Genomic DNA, 15,281 nt, shown 5'->3' on the forward strand with positions numbered 1-15,281 from the left:
AGAGCCCGTTGGCCGGTCAGGCGCATACCGCCAGATCAGGCCGCCTCAAACATCGCGGCGCCCCATCCCTGACCCCCATCATGAGGCGGATAACACCGACCCCCGGAAAGAACCATGCCTCCGGCAGCGGACAGCCTCCACATCGGTGCTTGACCTGAAAACCCCGATTGGTGAATGGGCTCTCAGAACTCCAGCACGATCTTGCCGAAGTGCCGGCCGGCCTCCTGGTGGCGGAAGGCCTCGGCAAGGTCGCCCAGGGCGAAGGAGCGGTCGATCACCGGCCGCATGTCATTGGCCTCGATTGCCCGGATCATCTCCCGCTGGTGTCGGTTGCTGCCGACGATCAGCCCTTGTAGTCGCGCCTGCTTCGCCATCAGCAGTGCCGTCGGCACTTCGCCGGAGCGGCCGGTAAGGACACCGATCAAGGCGATATGGCCGCCGATGCGCACGGCGCGGATGGATTGCTCCAGCGTGCCGGGGCCACCCACCTCGACGATCTGGTCGGCCCCCCGCCCGCCGGTCCAGTCCTTCACGGCGCGGCCCCAGTCCGGCGTGGTGCGGTAGTTGATGGTGTGCGCGGCGCCGAGCGCCCGCATCCGCTCCAGCTTGGCATCGGAGGAGGAGGTAGCGACTACCGTCGCTCCCATCATCCGCGCGATCTGCAGGGCGAAGACCGAGACGCCGCCGGTGCCCAGTACCAGCACCACATCTCCGGCCTTCAGCCCGCCATCCACAACTAGGGCGCGCCAGGCGGTCAGGCCGGCGGTAGTGAGCGTCGCCGCCTCGGCATGGCTGTAGCCTTTCGGGGCCGGGGTGAACCAGCTGGCAGGGCGGACCACCGTCTCCCGCGCATAGCCATCGACGCCATCGCCGGGCACAGTGCGGAAGTCGCCCACCTCGGCCGGGCCGTCCTGCCAGAGCGGAAAGAAGCCGGACACGACATGGTCCCCAGGCGCGAAACCGCGCACGCCTTCACCAACCGCCTCCACTACGCCAGCGCCGTCGGACATCAGGATGCGGCCATCCTCGGTGGGGATGGCGCCGTTGGCGACAGAGAAATCATGATAATTCAAGGAACTGGCATGGACTCGCACGCGGATTTCGCCAGGGCCGGGGGCGCCGGGGTCCGGCATCTCCACCTGTTCCAGCCGGTCGAGACCGCCTGGGGCGCGCAGCCTGATGGCCTTCATTCCGCTTTCCTTTCCATCCTGGTAACCAGAGATAAGGCCTGGAGGGGGAGTGGCAAGCCGGCAGGCCCGCCATGCGAAGACGGCATGCTTGGTTTTGCGTGACTCCGCACCATTTTCGTTCTTCATTCATGAACCGGCACGATCATCTCTTCTGTGACATTCAACCAAGCAACTGACACCTGCTGCCACGGCGCTGCCGCCTGCATGCCCGGCGCGATGGAACAGGCCCAGGCCGCTCTGCAACTTGTGCTGGCCATGCCGGGCGCAGTGGTGGTCTATGACGCGCGCGGACAGGTGCTTCTGGCCAATGCCGCCGCTGTGGCCATGCTCAACTTGCCGCCTGAGGCATCGTTGAGCGGCATGTCCGCCGCCGATGTCACACGCGGGCTGGCGGCGCGTGGCTTCTTCGGGCCTGGGGAGCAGGAGGCGCAGGTCCGCCGGATGCTGGAGATCGACCCTGCCTCCTCGCACCGCCGGCTGCTCTGTGCCACCGATGGCCGCTGGTTCGAACTCGCCCATCTGCCTCTGCCTGATGGTCGCCGCGCCACGGTCACTACCGATATCACCCAGTACCGCCAGGCCGAGATCGCGGCCTGGGAGCGGCTGCGCCTGGCGGACGCGGCGCTGCGCCAGAACCCTTCCGGCATTGGCATCTATGACCATGAGCGGCGCCTGGTGCTGCACAACGATGCCTATGAAATCCTGCTGAACCTGCCGCCCGGCAGCCTGCGCATCGGCATGTCCTTCGATGAGGTCACGGATAGCGTTGTCTCCGACATGGCCGAGGACCCTGAGGGACGGGCGGGTTTCGAGACACGCCGCCACCTGGACCGCGGCCAGCGCCTGCAGTTCCTGCACTTGCGGCCCAACGGACTCGCGGTGCGTGCCATCAGCCAGCCGCTGAGCAACGGCGGCTTCCTGGTGGTGCTGGAGGATGTCACGCCCCTCCATGCCGCCGAGGAAGAAGCCAAGCGCCGGGCGGATCTGCTGGATGCCGTGCTGGCGGCGCTGCCTCACAGCGTCTGCGTCTATGGGCCGGACTCACGGCTGCGGATGGTCAATGCCGCGTGTCGCCGCATCTTCAAGGATGACGATGTCGCCATCGGCGACCATCTGCTGGATACGCTGCGCCGGCGGGAGGATGCCGGCATCTTCATGGATCGCCGCGATCCGGAGGAGACCTTCCGCCGCCGGTTCAACTACGGCCGTCCGCCCGTCATCCGCATGTGCGCCGATGGCACCGTGCTGACGGGCATCACCGCGCCTCTGCCCGATGGCGGCCATATCTCTGTCATCTCCGACATCACCGCCCTGCATCGAGCGGAATTCGAGGCCCAGCGCCGCGCTGGTCTGCTGCAGGTGATGATGGACAACATGCGCCACGGCATCTGCCTGTTCGACCGGGATTGCCGGGTCGTGGCCGTCAATCCGCTGGCTTGCGCGCTGACCGGATTGTCCGAGCAGGAAATGGCCCCTGGAGCATCGCTGGAGGATCTCCGACGCCTTCAGTTGGAGCGTGGGCAGTTCGGCGCCGGCCAGGCGGGGGTGGAGGTCTTCAGGTGGCGGGCGCAGCGGGTGGCACCGAACCTCGAAAGCTACACGCGCGTGACCGCCGATGGCCGCTGCATCGAAGTCAGCACCGACCCGACGCCGGATGGCGGCTTCGTGCGCATCTATTCCGACGTGACGGCGGAGCGGCAGGCGCTGGCGGAGATCGAGCGCGCGCGCATCGCCGCCGAGGAAGCGAGCTGCGCCAAGACACGCTTCCTGGCCACCATGAGCCACGAGCTGCGGACGCCGTTGAATGCGGTGATCGGCTTCTCCGAAGCCCTGGTGGATGAGGTGGACCCGCAGAATGTCGAGGAATTCGCAAGAACCATCATGGAGGCCGGCCGCCACCTGCTCTCGCTGATCGATGAGGTTCTGGCGGTGGCCCAGGCCGGTGCCGGCGCGCTGCAGATGGAGTTGCGCCCGCTCTACATGCCCACCATCCTGGAAAGCGCCCTGCGGCTCATGCGCCCGGCGGCGGAGGCTGCAGAGGTTTCCTTGAGCCTGGAGCCGCTGCCCAACCTGCCGCGCGCCCGGGCCGATGAGCGGCGGCTCCGCCAGATCCTGCTGAACCTGATCGCCAATGCGCTGAAGTTCACCCCGGCGGGTGGCAGCGTCACCCTCGGCGCCAGCCTGCCGCAGCCGGGTGTGCTGGAGATCACCGTCAGCGACACCGGCATCGGCATTGCCGCCGATCAGTTGGAGCGTGCCTTCGAGCCCTTTGTGCAGCTGGAGACAAGCCATGCCCGCCGCTATGGCGGGTCGGGCCTGGGGCTTTACCTCGCCCGCGCGCTGGCCCAGGCCATGGAGGCCACCCTGGTGCTGGACAGCGAGCGTGGCAGCGGCACCGTGGCCCGCCTGCGGCTGAAGGTGGCGGAGCCCTAGGCGGCGGCGCGGCCGCGCTTCGGCGCCAGTTCCGCCGCCTGCCGCAGCGCCTCGACCAGGCTGCCGTCGTCGGCGATGCCCTGGCCCGCGATGTCGAAGGCGGTGCCGTGGTCCACGGAGGTGCGGATCACTGGCAGGCCCACGGTGATGTTCACCCCGGCCTCCAGCCCCATCACCTTCACGGGGGCATGGCCCTGGTCGTGGTACATGGCCACTACTAGGTCGAAATCGCCCCGCGCGGCACGGAAGAACAGCGTATCGGCGGGCAGGGGGCCATCGACCTTCCAGCCGCGGGCCTGGCAAGCCTGCACGGCGGGGATGATCTTTTCCTCTTCCTCGCCCTGGCCGAAGAGGCCGTTCTCGCCCGCATGGGGATTGATGCCGCAGACGCCGATGCGCGGGGCGGCGATGCCGGCTTTCACCAGTGTCGCATGGCCGCGCGCGATGACGCGCTCCACCAGCCCTGGCTCGATCCGGCGGATGGCGTCCATCAGGCCGATATGCGTGGTGACATGGATGACGCGCAGCTTCGGCGCCACCAGCATCATCGAGACTTCCGGCGTGCCGGTCAGATGCGCCAGCAACTCGGTGTGGCCCGGATACTTATGGCCGGCAGCGTGCAGCGCTTCCTTGCTCAGCGGCGCCGTGCAGATGGCATCGGCCTCGCCGGCCTCCACCAGCCGCGTCGCGCGCTCGATGTAGCGGTAGGCGGCCTCGCCCGAGAGCGGCGAAAGCTGGCCGAAGGGATGCCCTGGCGGGATCAGCCCCAGGTCGATGCAATCCACCCTGCCGGGGGCGAAGCGGGCTTCGGCAGGGCTGGCCAGCGCCGCCACATCGAGCGCGGTGCGGAGGATGGCGCCGGCCTCCCGCAGCCGCGCCGCGTCACCCACCACCAGCGGCCGGCAGAGCGCATGCACCTCCGGCCGCGCCAGCGCCTTCATGATGATCTCCGGGCCGACGCCGGAAGCATCACCCATGGTGATGGCGATGATCGGGCGGGTGTCCTCTGAGCTCATGCCGCTGTCTCCTCCTGAAGCCAGGCATGCAGGCGGTGCCGCACATGCCTGATGATCTCTGTATCGCCAAAGCCGCCCGCCTTGGTCACCACCGGCAGCCGCCGGGCGCCGCGTGTCAGGCCGAATGGCACGCCGGGCGCCACTTCCTCCAGCAGCCGGATGCTCTGGACGCCAAGCCGCGACAGCAGGGCGCGGGCGGTTTCACCACCCGTGGCGAAGAGCCCGCCCGCCTGTGACGCGGCCGGCTGCAACAGTTCCGCCAGCGCCAGCGCCAGCGGTGCGCCTTGGCGCAGGTCGGCGCCCGGCTCGGCCTCGATCATGGCCAGCACATCCTCCCTGGCCGCGATGGCCGCGGCGATCTCCCGCGCCATGACATTCCAGCCGACCGGGCCGGCGTGCAGCAGCGCGGGCGGGATGCCGAAGTGGCGCAATCCGCCCTGCGCCAGTGCATGATCGGCGGCGGCGCGGGAAGCCTCGGCTAGGCTGCCCACCACCAGCAGGAGCCCGCCCCGCGCTGCCGGCAAGCGGGGCAGGGGCGGGTCCTGGCCCGGTTGCTCCGCACTCGCCAAGGCCGCCGCGAGGCCGCCGGAGCCGACCCAGACCGGCTCGAACTCCAGCAAGCCCCTGGCGCGGGCGATGGTTTCGAGGTCGGACGTGGTGGCGGAATCGCAGACCAAGGCCCTGCAGCGGGCGGAAAGCGCATGTCGCATGGCGGCCGCCACCGCCTCCGGCCCGCCACGCAACGCCGCCAGGGGCAACAGGGCCGTGGGCAGGCCCACACCCTCCAGCACGGCGTAGAGGTCGGCATTGGCGTAACTGTGCTCGCGGGCCCAGAGCGGTGAATCCTCCAGGGGAGCACCATTGAGGCGGATGCGGCCGCCTTCCGTGGTGCGGCCCGTATCCGGAAAGGCGGGGGCGACCACCGCCAGTGCCGGAGGCCTGCATTCTTCCAACGTAGTGAGGGTCGCGGCCAGTTCCGCCGCCGGCTGGCCGCGCAAAGTGGAATCGATCTTCTTGTAGAGAGCGAGGCCGGGCCGCAGCCGTGGCCGCAGCAATGCCGCGTGGCGATCCGCGGCGTCTCGCGCGATCAGGCGCCGGCTGTCGGCATCGATCGCCAGCACAGCCTCGTCCGCCTCTCCCCCATTTTCGGCCCAGGTGACGGCGGCGGCATGGCCCCGGCGGGCGAAGGCCACCGCGCAATCCGCCGCACCGGTCAGGTCATCGGCCAGGATCAGCCAGCGGGGCATGGTTCGGCTCGGCAAGGCATTCGTTCCATGGGGCGGGGAGGAGGCCCCGTTTCTTCTCTGCTGGAGCATAGAGCCAGCCGGGGCGGCATCAATCATGCCGCCGGGCCTGCGGTGCGAGAGCGGCTCCCGCAGCCCGTGACCGGATTTGGCATGGTGGCATCTTCTGGCCAGAGCCTGGCAATGGCGCCCTACGCCTTGGATGAAACATCGCAAAGGCGGCGGGGCAGCTGATGCGGCGCCAGCGGCCTCTCCGTCGCTGATAAAGGATTGCTTCAAAAGTCCAAGACTCTGCGCCGAATGTCCATGGAAACCCGGCGCGGAGGCAGTCAGATATCTTATACAAGAATGTTCCAGGGAGGCTGGCCATGCGGCGACGCACCCAGGTGGCCATCATCGGGGCAGGTCCGGCCGGTCTGCTGCTGTCGCAGCTGCTGCATGTCGCCGGTATCGACAGCATCGTGCTGGAACGCAGATCCCAGTCCTATGTGGAAGGGCGCATCCGCGCCGGCGTGCTGGAACAGGGCACCGTCGAGTTGCTGGAACGCGCGGGCGTGGCGGACAGGCTGCATCGCGACGGCCTACAGCACCATGGCATCCGACTGGCGCTGGACGGCGAGCTGTTCCGTATCGACCTGCATGGGCTGACCGGGGGCAGGGCCGTCACCGTCTATGGCCAGACCGAGGTGACGCATGACCTGATCCAGGTCCATCAGGCTCGCGGCGCCGCCCTGGTCTTCGAGGCCAGCGATGTCGCGCTGCACGACCTGGAAGGCAAGGCGCCCTTCGTCACCTATCAGGCCGATGGCGAAAGCCACCATGTGGACTGCGATTACGTCGCCGGCTGCGACGGCTACCATGGCGTCAGCCGCCCCAGCATTCCGGCGGGCATCCTGCGCAGCTTTGAAAAGGTTTATCCCTTCGGCTGGCTGGGCATCCTGGCCGATGTGCCGCCTTGCGACGATGAGCTGATCTATTCCAACCACCGCAACGGCTTCGCCCTGGCCAGCATGCGCTCCCTGACGCGCAGCCGCTACTACATCCAGGTGCCGCTGACGGAGAAGCTGGAGGACTGGCCCGACACCCGCATCTGGGACGAGCTGTCCCTACGGCTAGGCCCGGAAGCGGCGGCGCGCATGACGCACGGGCCGAGCATCGAGAAAAGCATCGCCCCGCTGCGTTCCTTCGTGGCGGAGCCGATGCGGCACGGCCGGCTGTTCCTGGCCGGGGATGCCGCGCATATCGTGCCGCCCACCGGCGCCAAGGGCCTGAACCTCGCGGCATCCGATGTCGGGCTGCTGGCGGATGCGCTGATCAGCCACTACCGCGAGAATTCGGATGCGGCGCTGGAAGGCTATTCCGCCCGCGCGCTGGCCCGGGTCTGGATGGCGGAGAGGTTTTCCTGGTGGTTCACCAGCCTGACGCACCGCTTCCCTGACATGGATGACTTCGCGCGGCACATGCAGGTTGCGGAGCTCGGCTATATCCGCGCCTCTCGGCAGGCCCAGGCGGTGCTGGCGGAAAACTATGTCGGCCTGCCGCTGGCCTATTCGGCGCGGGGGTCCGAGGCACGGCAGGGCATGCCGGAATTCGCGAATATGGGAGAAGCAGGCTGATGTTCCTGTCGCTAGGCGACGCCACGTTCCACGTCCAGCTCGAAGGCCCGCCGGGCGCCGAGGCCCTGTTGCTGCTGCATTCCCTGGGCACCGACAACCGTATCTGGGATGCGGGGGCCGAAGCCTTCCGCGGCGGCTACCGTGTCATCCGCCCCGACCTGCGCGGCCATGGGCTGAGCGCGGTGACACCGGGCCCCTACAGCATTGAGGGTCTGGCGCGGGACATGCTCGCGTTGCTGGATGCCCTGGGCGTGCAGCAGGCGCATGTTGCCGGCATCTCGATCGGCGGCATGGTGGCGCAGGCCATGGCAGCCCTGGCGCCCGACCGCGTGCGCAGCCTGATGCTGGTGGACACCGCCCTGGCCATCCCGCCCGCCGAGACTTGGCGGGACCGCGCCGCCCTGGTGCGGGCGCAGGGCATGGCGCCGCTGGTGGAGCCGGTGGTCGCCCGCTGGGTGACAGCGGCTTCGTTGCAAAGCCCAGCGGCCCAGGGCCTGCGCGCCATGCTGCGCCGTACCGACCCGGAAGGCTATGCCGGCGCGGCGGAAGCCATCGCGGCGGCGGACCTGACAGAAGCCACCCGCGGGCTGCGCCAGCCGGCGCTGGTGCTGGTGGGCGACGGCGATGCCGCGACGCCCCTGGCCAGCGCCGAGGCGCTGCGCGACGCCATCCCTGGCGCGCGGCTGGAAGTCATCGCCGACGCCGCGCATATCCCGACCATGGAGCGCCCGGCCGAGGTGATGGCCGCGATGCGCCGCTTCCTGGCCAGCCTGGCGCCCACCGATGCGCTGGAAGCCGGCATGGCGGTGCGCAAGGCGGTGCTGGGGGAGGCGCATGTGGCCCGCGCCAGCGCCGCCGTCTCGGCGCTGGATGCGCCCTTCCAGGAATACATCACCCGCAATGTCTGGGGCGGCGTCTGGACGCGTCCCGGATTGCCGCGCCACACCCGCTCGCTGCTGACGCTGGCCATCATGGCGGCGCTGGGGCGTGAGGGCGAGTTCGTGCTGCATGTCCGCGCCACCCGCAACACCGGCGTGACGCCGGAAGAGATCGCGGAAGTGCTGCTGCAGGTCGGCGCCTATGCCGGCGTGCCTGCCGCCAACCATGCGTTGAAGCTGGCGAAGCAAACACTGAAAGACATGGAGGAACAGCCGTGAGCGAGATCATCACCGGCTACCGCCGGCCCGCGCCGGAGCACCAGCCGCCCTACAACGCGCCGGACTATGGCAGCACCCGCCTGCGCCATCCGAAGCAGCCGCTGCTGCAGGTGCCGCATACGCTGACGGAAACCAGCTCCCCCCGCTTCTCGCCGGAGCGTTATCCGCAAACCGCGGATCTGACGGTGCTGGAGGGGGCCAAGGGCCATGCGATGGGTGAGCGCATCATCGTCGGCGGCCGTATCCTGGATGAGGACGGCCGCCCCATCCGCAACGCCATGGTGGAAGTCTGGCAGGCCAATGCCGCCGGCCGCTACAACCATGAGGGCGACCAGCACGACGCGCCGCTGGACCCGAACTTCCATGGCAGCGGCAGGGTCTTCACCGACGAGAACGGCTGGTACCGCTACGTCACCATCAAGCCCGGTGCCTATCCCTGGCGCAATCACCACAACGCCTGGCGGCCGAACCACATCCACTACAGCCTCTTCGGCGCCGGCTTCGCGCAGCGGCTGATCACGCAGATGTATTTCCCCGGCGACCCGCTGCTGGCGCTGGACCCGATCTTCAACACCGTGCCGGACGAGGCCGCCCGCAACAGGCTGATCTCCAAATTCGACCTGGAGCTGACGCAGCCGGAATGGGCGCTGGGCTACCGCTTCGATGTTGTGCTGCGCGGGCGGGATGCCACGCCGATGGAGGATGACCACCATGACTGATGCCGCGACCCCGGAGGCCGGCCCCGCGATCGCTTCCGCCAGCCAGACCGCCGGGCCCTACTGGCATCTGGTGGATTTTCCGGAATGGGCCGATACCACGCGCCATTTCAAGGACGCCCTGCCGCCGGGCGAGCGCATCGTGCTGACCGGCCGTGTCACCGACGGCAGCGGCAGCCCGGTGACGGATGCCATGGTCGAGATCTGGCACGCTGACCCGAAGGGCGAGTATCCGGACCCCGAAGGCCCGGCCAACGAGTTCCAGGGCTACGGGCGCTGCGCGACCGACAGCAATGGCAACTTCCGCTTTGTCACCCTGAAGCCAGGGCCGGTGCCGGCCTCCGGACATTCGCGTGTCAATGCCTTGCAGGCGCCGCATGTGGCGCTCGCGGTCTTCGCGCGCGGGCTGCTGAGCCACCTTTGCACCCGCCTGTATTTCGAGGGCGAGGCGTTGAACGAAACCGACCCCGTTCTCCAGGCAGTGGAGCCGGCACGGCGCGGCACCCTGATCGCGCGGCAGAGCGAGCCCGGCACCTGGAACCTGGACCTGCGGCTGCAAGGCGAGGGCGAGACGGTCTGGATGGCGGTCTGAGCACGACATAGGGACAGGCGCGGCTGGACAACCGGCCGCGCGCGAGGAGTGAACCGATCCATGGAAAGCCGGGCCCTCGATGTTCAGTGCTTTCTGGACGAGCAGCCTTTTTCCGCCATGCAGCGCATCATCTTCGCGCTGTGCTTCGTCATTGTGCTGCTGGATGGCTTTGATACGGCCGCCATCGGCTATATCGCGCCTTCCCTGATCACCGAATGGGGCGTGCCGCGCCCGGCGCTGGCGCCGGTGCTCAGCGCCGCGCTGTTCGGCCTGGCAGCAGGCGCCATCTGCTCCGGCCCTGTCGCCGACCGCTTTGGCCGTAAGCTGGTGCTGACGGCCTCGGTGGCGGTCTTCGGCCTGGCCAGCCTGCTCTCGGCCTGGGCCGATACGCTCGATCATCTGGTGGTCTGGCGTTTCGTCACCGGGCTCGGCCTCGGCGCCGCCATGCCGAATGCCGTGACGCTGATGAGCGAGTTCTGCGCCGAGAAGCGGCGGGCCGTGCTGGTCAATGCCATGTTCTGCGGCTTTCCGCTGGGCGCGGCCTTCGGCGGCTTCCTGGCGGCCTGGATGATTCCGCTCTGGGGCTGGCGCAGCGTGCTGCTGCTCGGCGGCATCGCGCCGCTGGTGCTGGCGGTGCTGCTGCTCGTGCTGCTGCCGGAATCCGTACGCTACATGGTCATGAAGAAGTACCCGGCCGAGCGCATTCGCGCCGTGCTGCGCCGGATTTCCGCCAGCGCGGAGAACGCGACATCCTTTGTGCTGCTGGAAAAGGCACCGCCCACCGGGCAGGCCAGCGGCGCGCGCGTCGTGCTGTCCCGCAGCTATGCGGTGGGTTCGATGATGCTCTGGATCGCCTATTTCATGGGTCTGGTGATCTTCTACGCGCTGATCAACTGGATGCCGCTGCTCTTCGGCGATGCCGGGCTTTCGCCGCATAGTGCCGCGCTGATCTCGGCGCTCTTCCCGCTCGGTGGCATCGGCGCCGTGTTCTTCGGCTGGCTGATGGACCGCTACAACGGCAACAAGATCATCGCCACCGGCTTCGTGTTGACCTCGGTCTCTGTCGCGCTGGTCGGCATGGTGGCGGGGCATCTCGCGCTGCTGGTGGCCACCGTCTTTCTCGCCGGTGTCATCATGAACACCGCGCAGTCCTCCCTGCCGGCGCTGGCCGCCACCTTCTATCCCACGGAAGGCCGCGCGACGGGCGTGGGCTGGATGCTGGGGCTGGGGCGCTTCGGCGGTATCGCCGGCTCCTTCCTGGTCGCGGAACTGTCGCGCCGGCACCTTTCTCTATCCGGTATTTTCTTGGTGGTGGCCATTCCGGGCCTGATCGCCGCCGCGGCGCTGATCATCAAGCAGATTGCCCATCCGCAGGCAGCGCGCGCGCAGCCCGGCGCCGTGCTGGGCCATTGAGGCTGTGGCGCGCCTCGGTTAACGCAATCGGGCGGGGCGCGCCGCACCGCCAACCTGCCGCCAGGAAGTGAGGCTTCATGACCCCCATCGTCATCGCCGTTGCCATCACCGGTTCCGTCCCGCGCAAGCGGGACAACCCGGCCGTGCCCACCAGCCCGGCGGAGCAGGTGGAATCCACCCATGCCGCCTTCGAGGCCGGTGCCTCCCTGGTGCATATCCATGTGCGGAATCCGGATGAGAGTCCCTCATCGGACCCCGCGCTCTTCGCGCAGGTGCAGGAAGGGGTGCGGCGGCACTGCCCCGGCATGATCGTGCAGTTCTCCACCGGCGGGCGCGGGCGTGATCCTTCCGCGCGGGGCAATGCGCTGGACCTGCGGCCGGACATGGCCTCGCTCTCCACCGGCTCGGTCAACTTCCCCACCATTGTCTACGAGAACCCGGCCTCGCTGGTGACGGAACTGGCGGGCAAGATGCAGCGCCACGGCGTGCGGCCGGAGATCGAGGTCTTCGACCTGTCCCACATCCACGCTGCCCGCCGGCTGGTCGATGATGGGTTGATGGATGCCCGCCCGCATGTGCAGTTCGTGATGGGCGTGCGCAATGCCATGCCCGCCGAGGAGCATCTGCTGGATATCCTGCTGTCCGAGACCCGGCGCGTGCTGCCGCAGGCCACCTGGACCGCGGCCGGCATCGGCGCCAATCAGGCGCGGGTGATCGACTGGGTGCTGGCGCGCGGCGGCGATGGGCTGCGCACCGGGCTGGAGGACAATATCCGCATCAGCCGAGACCGCCTGGCCGCCAGCAATGCCGAACTGGTGCAACGGGCCCTGGAGGCCGCCGCCCGCCACGACCGCCGCCCCGCCACACCCGCCGAGGCGCGATCCATGCTCGGCCTCGGTGCCGGGGAAGCGGCATGACCTTCTCGGCCTTGGATTCAGCCCTGCTGGGGCCGCTGTTCGTCACGCCCGAGATGCGGGAATGCTTTTCCGACGAGGCCAGGCTGCGCGCTATGCTGGCGGTGGAAGCCGCCCTGGCGCGGGCACAGGCGCGCCTCGGCATGGTGCCGGAGGCGCTGGCGGCGGCCATCGAGGCCGTGCCGCCCGAGCGGCTCGATCTGGCGGCGCTGGGGCAGAAGACCGTGCTCTCCGCCGTGCCGACCATTCCCTTCGTGAAGGCGGTGCAGGCCAGCCTGCCGCCGGACCTGGAGCGCGGCTTCCACAAGGGCGCCACCACACAGGACATCCTGGACACCGCGCTGGTGCTGCAGCTGCGGGAGGCGCTGGCGCTCATCGCCGCCGAACTGGATGCCATCCTGGCCGGCCTCGCCAAGCTGGCGGAGGCGCATCGGGAGACGCCCTGCGTCGGCCGCACTTATGGCCAGCACGGTGCGCCGCTGAGCTTCGGCTACAAGGTGGCGGTCTGGCTGGCCGGGGTGGCGGAGGCGGCGGCGCGGCTGCCGGAGATCCGCTCCCGTCTGCTGGTCGCCTCGCTCAGCGGGCCGGTGGGGACGCTGGCAGGGTTGGGGACACAGGGGCCGGCGGTGCTGGAAGGCTTCGCGAAGGAACTGGGGCTGGCTGCCGCGCCCATCGCATGGCATGCCCGGCGCGGCCGCATCGCCGAGGCTGGAAGCTGGCTGGCGCAACTGCTCGGTGCGCTGGGCAAGATGGCCGGGGACATCGCGCATCTGGCCTCCACCGAGGTGGGGGAGGTGGCGGAGGCCTATGTGCCCGGGCGCGGCGGCTCCTCGGCCATGCCGCACAAGCGCAACCCGGTTTCGTGCACGGTGATCCTGGCGGCCCAGGCGGCGGCGCCAGGGCAGGCGGCCACGCTGTTGCAGGCGATGGTGGTGGCGCATGAGCGCCCGGCCGGCCTCTGGCACGCGGAATGGCATGCGCTGCCCAGCCTCTTTGGCCTTGCTTCCGGCGCGCTGCGCGAGGCTCGTTCGCTGGCGGAAGGGCTGGAGGTCGATGCGGCACGGATGCGCGCCAATCTCGACATCACGCATGGCCTGCTCTTCGCTGATGCCGCCGCCGCCCGGCTGGGGGCTAAGCTGGGACGCGAGGCCGCGCATGCACTGGTGGAACAGGCCGCCGGTCAGGTGCGGGACACGGGCGACTCGCTCCAGGCGGTCTTGGCGCGCATGCCGCAGGTGATGGAAGCGGGGCTGGACCTTTCCCCTGCCTTCGACCTCCGCCCCGCGACGGCAGCCGCCGCCGCCTGGGTGGAACCCGCCATCCGCGAGGCCGAGGCCGTCCGCGCAAGCCTGCGCGCCGCGGTGGGGTAGGGCTGGCTTCCAAGACCCTTTAGCCGGTGCCCTGCCGCGCCCCAGGTGGTAAGCGGCAGCTTCGCAGGCCCTTGCCATCCGCCTGCAACCCGATGCTAGGTCGTCGTTGCGGCGGGCGGAGGAGGCGCGTGTGAAGACCTCCGGCGCCCCGCTGCCGCACCCTGAGGAGATGTCATGAGCCGAGACGCCGCCATCGCCGCCGCCCGCGACTTGCTGGAGGATGGTTCCTATCTGGAAGTCATGCGCCGCCGCGTGGCCATCCCCACCGCCAGCCAGGACCCGGAGAGCGGGCCGCAGCTTCGCGCCTATCTGGAGCAGGAAATGCTGCCGGAGCTGCGGTCCCAGGGCTTCACCGGCGAGATCTTCGACAACCCGACCGGCAAGGGCGGCCCCTTCCTGATCGCCCGGCGGATCGAGGACCCGGCGTTGCCGACGCTGCTGACCTATGGCCATGGCGACACCGTGCTGGGCCTGGATGACGGCTGGCTGCCCGGCCTTTCCCCCTGGGTGCTGGAGCAGCGGGGGGAGCGGCTCTATGGCCGTGGCATCGTGGACAACAAGGGCCAGCACACCGCCAACCTGATGGCGATGGAGGCGGTGCGGCAGCTTCGCGGCGGGAGGCTGGGCTACAATGTCACGGTGCTGCTGGAGACCAGCGAGGAGGTCGGCTCCCCCGGCATCGAGGAAATCTGCCAGCAGCAGCGGGAGTTGCTGAAGGCCGATGTGCTGATCGCCTCCGATGGCCCCCGGCTGGTGCCGGAAGTGCCGACCCTGACCCTGGGCACCCGGGGCGCGCTGAGCTTCGACCTCGTGGTGAACTATCGGGAAGGCGGCCACCATTCCGGCAACTGGGGCGGGTTGCTCGCCAACCCCGGCATCCGGCTGGCCCATGCCATTGCCTCGCTTGTGGGCCCGGAAGGGCAGGTGCTGCTGCGGGAGCTGGTGCCCGAGCGCATTCCGGACAATGTCCGTCGCGCCTTGGCCGATTGCCGTGTCGATGGCGGTGAGACCGGTCCGGACATCAACGCCTGGTGGGGCGAGCCCGGACTGACAGCAGCCGAGAAAGTGTTTGGCTGGAATACTTTCGAAGTGCTGGCTTTCTCCACCGGCAACCCAGCCGCGCCGGTCAATGCCGTGCCGCCCCGCGCCTCCGCCCGCTGCCAGATCCGCTACACCGTGGACCGGGACGTGGACAGCTTCCTGCCCGCCATCCGCCGGCATCTCACGGCACTGGGCTTCGAGGATGTCGCCGTGGAGCCGGTGAAGAACGGTGCTGAATGGAAGGCGACACGCATGGACCCCGACGGCCCATGGCCCAGCCTGGTGGCGGAGAGCATCCGCCGCACCACCGGCAAGGCGCCCATGATCGTGCCCAATGCCGGCGGCTCCCTGCCCAATGACAGCTTCGCCGTCACGCTGGGGCTGCCCACCATCTATATTCCGCATTCCTACAGCGGCTGTTCCCAGCATGCGCCGAACGAGCACGCGCTGGTGCCGCTGGTGCGGGAAGGCCTGGAGATCGCCGCCGGCGTATTCTGGGATCTGGGCGAACAATCCTGGCCCAGCCGGTAGAGGGGCAGGGTGCCTCTTCGCCTCGAGGTGCGAGGCGAAGGGCTTCTC

Annotated in this window: 12 protein-coding genes; 9 read left to right on the forward strand and 3 right to left on the reverse strand. The window is 69.1% G+C overall.

Going from position 1 to position 15,281, the window contains the following annotated elements; all coding sequences use genetic code 11:
• Positions 1 to 182 precede the first annotated feature (182 nt).
• Positions 183 to 1,190, reverse strand: a complete 1,008-nt coding sequence (locus tag EBE87_RS15020; protein WP_120638683.1) for a zinc-dependent alcohol dehydrogenase family protein — start codon at positions 1,188 to 1,190, stop codon at positions 183 to 185.
• Between the two features lie 204 nt (positions 1,191 to 1,394).
• Here EBE87_RS15020 and EBE87_RS15025 point away from each other — a divergent pair, with 204 nt between their 5' ends.
• Positions 1,395 to 3,623 (forward strand): sensor histidine kinase, encoded by a 2,229-nt coding sequence (locus tag EBE87_RS15025; protein WP_120638684.1) that lies wholly within the window; start codon positions 1,395 to 1,397, stop codon positions 3,621 to 3,623.
• Here EBE87_RS15025 and pdxA read toward each other — a convergent pair.
• Both pdxA and EBE87_RS15035 read right to left on the reverse strand, forming a co-directional pair.
• On the reverse strand, positions 3,620 to 4,639 hold the full coding sequence (gene pdxA / locus EBE87_RS15030) for a 4-hydroxythreonine-4-phosphate dehydrogenase PdxA (protein ID WP_120638685.1): 1,020 nt from the start codon (positions 4,637 to 4,639) through the stop codon (positions 3,620 to 3,622). The genes EBE87_RS15025 and pdxA overlap by 4 nt on opposite strands.
• Positions 4,636 to 5,901 (reverse strand): four-carbon acid sugar kinase family protein, encoded by a 1,266-nt coding sequence (locus EBE87_RS15035; protein ID WP_233553248.1) that lies wholly within the window; start codon positions 5,899 to 5,901, stop codon positions 4,636 to 4,638. The genes pdxA and EBE87_RS15035 overlap by 4 nt, the downstream gene beginning before the upstream one ends.
• Positions 5,902 to 6,251: 350 nt before the next feature.
• Between EBE87_RS15035 and pobA the strand changes: the two genes are divergently transcribed.
• From pobA to EBE87_RS15075, 8 genes are all read left to right on the forward strand, one after another.
• A complete protein-coding gene (gene pobA / locus EBE87_RS15040) occupies positions 6,252 to 7,499 on the forward strand; it encodes a 4-hydroxybenzoate 3-monooxygenase (RefSeq protein WP_120638687.1) in 1,248 nt (415 codons plus the stop codon).
• The gene (gene pcaDC / locus EBE87_RS15045) at positions 7,499 to 8,656 is read left to right on the forward strand and encodes a bifunctional 3-oxoadipate enol-lactonase/4-carboxymuconolactone decarboxylase PcaDC (RefSeq protein WP_120638688.1); all 1,158 of its coding nucleotides are present in this window, start codon (positions 7,499 to 7,501) and stop codon (positions 8,654 to 8,656) included. The genes pobA and pcaDC overlap by 1 nt, the downstream gene beginning before the upstream one ends.
• The gene (gene pcaH / locus EBE87_RS15050) at positions 8,653 to 9,375 is read left to right on the forward strand and encodes a protocatechuate 3,4-dioxygenase subunit beta (RefSeq protein ID WP_367604867.1); all 723 of its coding nucleotides are present in this window, start codon (positions 8,653 to 8,655) and stop codon (positions 9,373 to 9,375) included. The genes pcaDC and pcaH overlap by 4 nt, the downstream gene beginning before the upstream one ends.
• A complete protein-coding gene (pcaG, locus tag EBE87_RS15055) occupies positions 9,368 to 9,964 on the forward strand; it encodes a protocatechuate 3,4-dioxygenase subunit alpha (protein WP_120638689.1) in 597 nt (198 codons plus the stop codon). Before pcaH ends, pcaG begins: the two co-directional genes overlap by 8 nt.
• A 60-nt stretch (positions 9,965 to 10,024) precedes the next feature.
• Positions 10,025 to 11,377, forward strand: coding sequence for an MFS transporter (locus EBE87_RS15060; protein WP_120638690.1), 1,353 nt, complete (start codon positions 10,025 to 10,027; stop codon positions 11,375 to 11,377).
• Positions 11,378 to 11,454: 77 nt separating this feature from the next.
• Entirely contained in the window at positions 11,455 to 12,294 is an 840-nt protein-coding gene (locus EBE87_RS15065) for a BKACE family enzyme (protein WP_120638691.1), read from the forward strand.
• Positions 12,291 to 13,661, forward strand: a complete 1,371-nt coding sequence (gene pcaB, locus EBE87_RS15070; RefSeq protein WP_120638692.1) for a 3-carboxy-cis,cis-muconate cycloisomerase — start codon at positions 12,291 to 12,293, stop codon at positions 13,659 to 13,661. Before EBE87_RS15065 ends, pcaB begins: the two co-directional genes overlap by 4 nt.
• Before the next feature lie 174 nt (positions 13,662 to 13,835).
• Positions 13,836 to 15,233: a M20 family metallopeptidase gene (locus EBE87_RS15075; RefSeq protein WP_120638693.1), complete on the forward strand. Its 1,398-nt coding sequence runs from the start codon at positions 13,836 to 13,838 to the stop codon at positions 15,231 to 15,233.
• Positions 15,234 to 15,281: the final 48 nt, after the last annotated feature.

The sequence above is a fragment of the Teichococcus wenyumeiae genome (genome assembly GCF_003696345.1).
Classification (GTDB): Bacteria; Pseudomonadota; Alphaproteobacteria; order Acetobacterales; family Acetobacteraceae; genus Pseudoroseomonas; species Pseudoroseomonas wenyumeiae.

Coding starts and splice junctions, on each gene's coding strand:
- pobA (WP_120638687.1), top strand. CDS start 6,252: ATGCGGCGACGCACCCAGGTGGCCATCATCGGGGCAGGTCCGGCCGGT.
- EBE87_RS15020 (WP_120638683.1), bottom strand. CDS start 1,190: ATGAAGGCCATCAGGCTGCGCGCCCCAGGCGGTCTCGACCGGCTGGAA.
- pcaG (WP_120638689.1), top strand. CDS start 9,368: ATGACTGATGCCGCGACCCCGGAGGCCGGCCCCGCGATCGCTTCCGCC.
- pcaB (WP_120638692.1), top strand. CDS start 12,291: ATGACCTTCTCGGCCTTGGATTCAGCCCTGCTGGGGCCGCTGTTCGTC.
- EBE87_RS15075 (WP_120638693.1), top strand. CDS start 13,836: ATGAGCCGAGACGCCGCCATCGCCGCCGCCCGCGACTTGCTGGAGGAT.
- EBE87_RS15025 (WP_120638684.1), top strand. CDS start 1,395: ATGCCCGGCGCGATGGAACAGGCCCAGGCCGCTCTGCAACTTGTGCTG.
- pdxA (WP_120638685.1), bottom strand. CDS start 4,639: ATGAGCTCAGAGGACACCCGCCCGATCATCGCCATCACCATGGGTGAT.
- pcaDC (WP_120638688.1), top strand. CDS start 7,499: ATGTTCCTGTCGCTAGGCGACGCCACGTTCCACGTCCAGCTCGAAGGC.
- EBE87_RS15065 (WP_120638691.1), top strand. CDS start 11,455: ATGACCCCCATCGTCATCGCCGTTGCCATCACCGGTTCCGTCCCGCGC.
- EBE87_RS15060 (WP_120638690.1), top strand. CDS start 10,025: ATGGAAAGCCGGGCCCTCGATGTTCAGTGCTTTCTGGACGAGCAGCCT.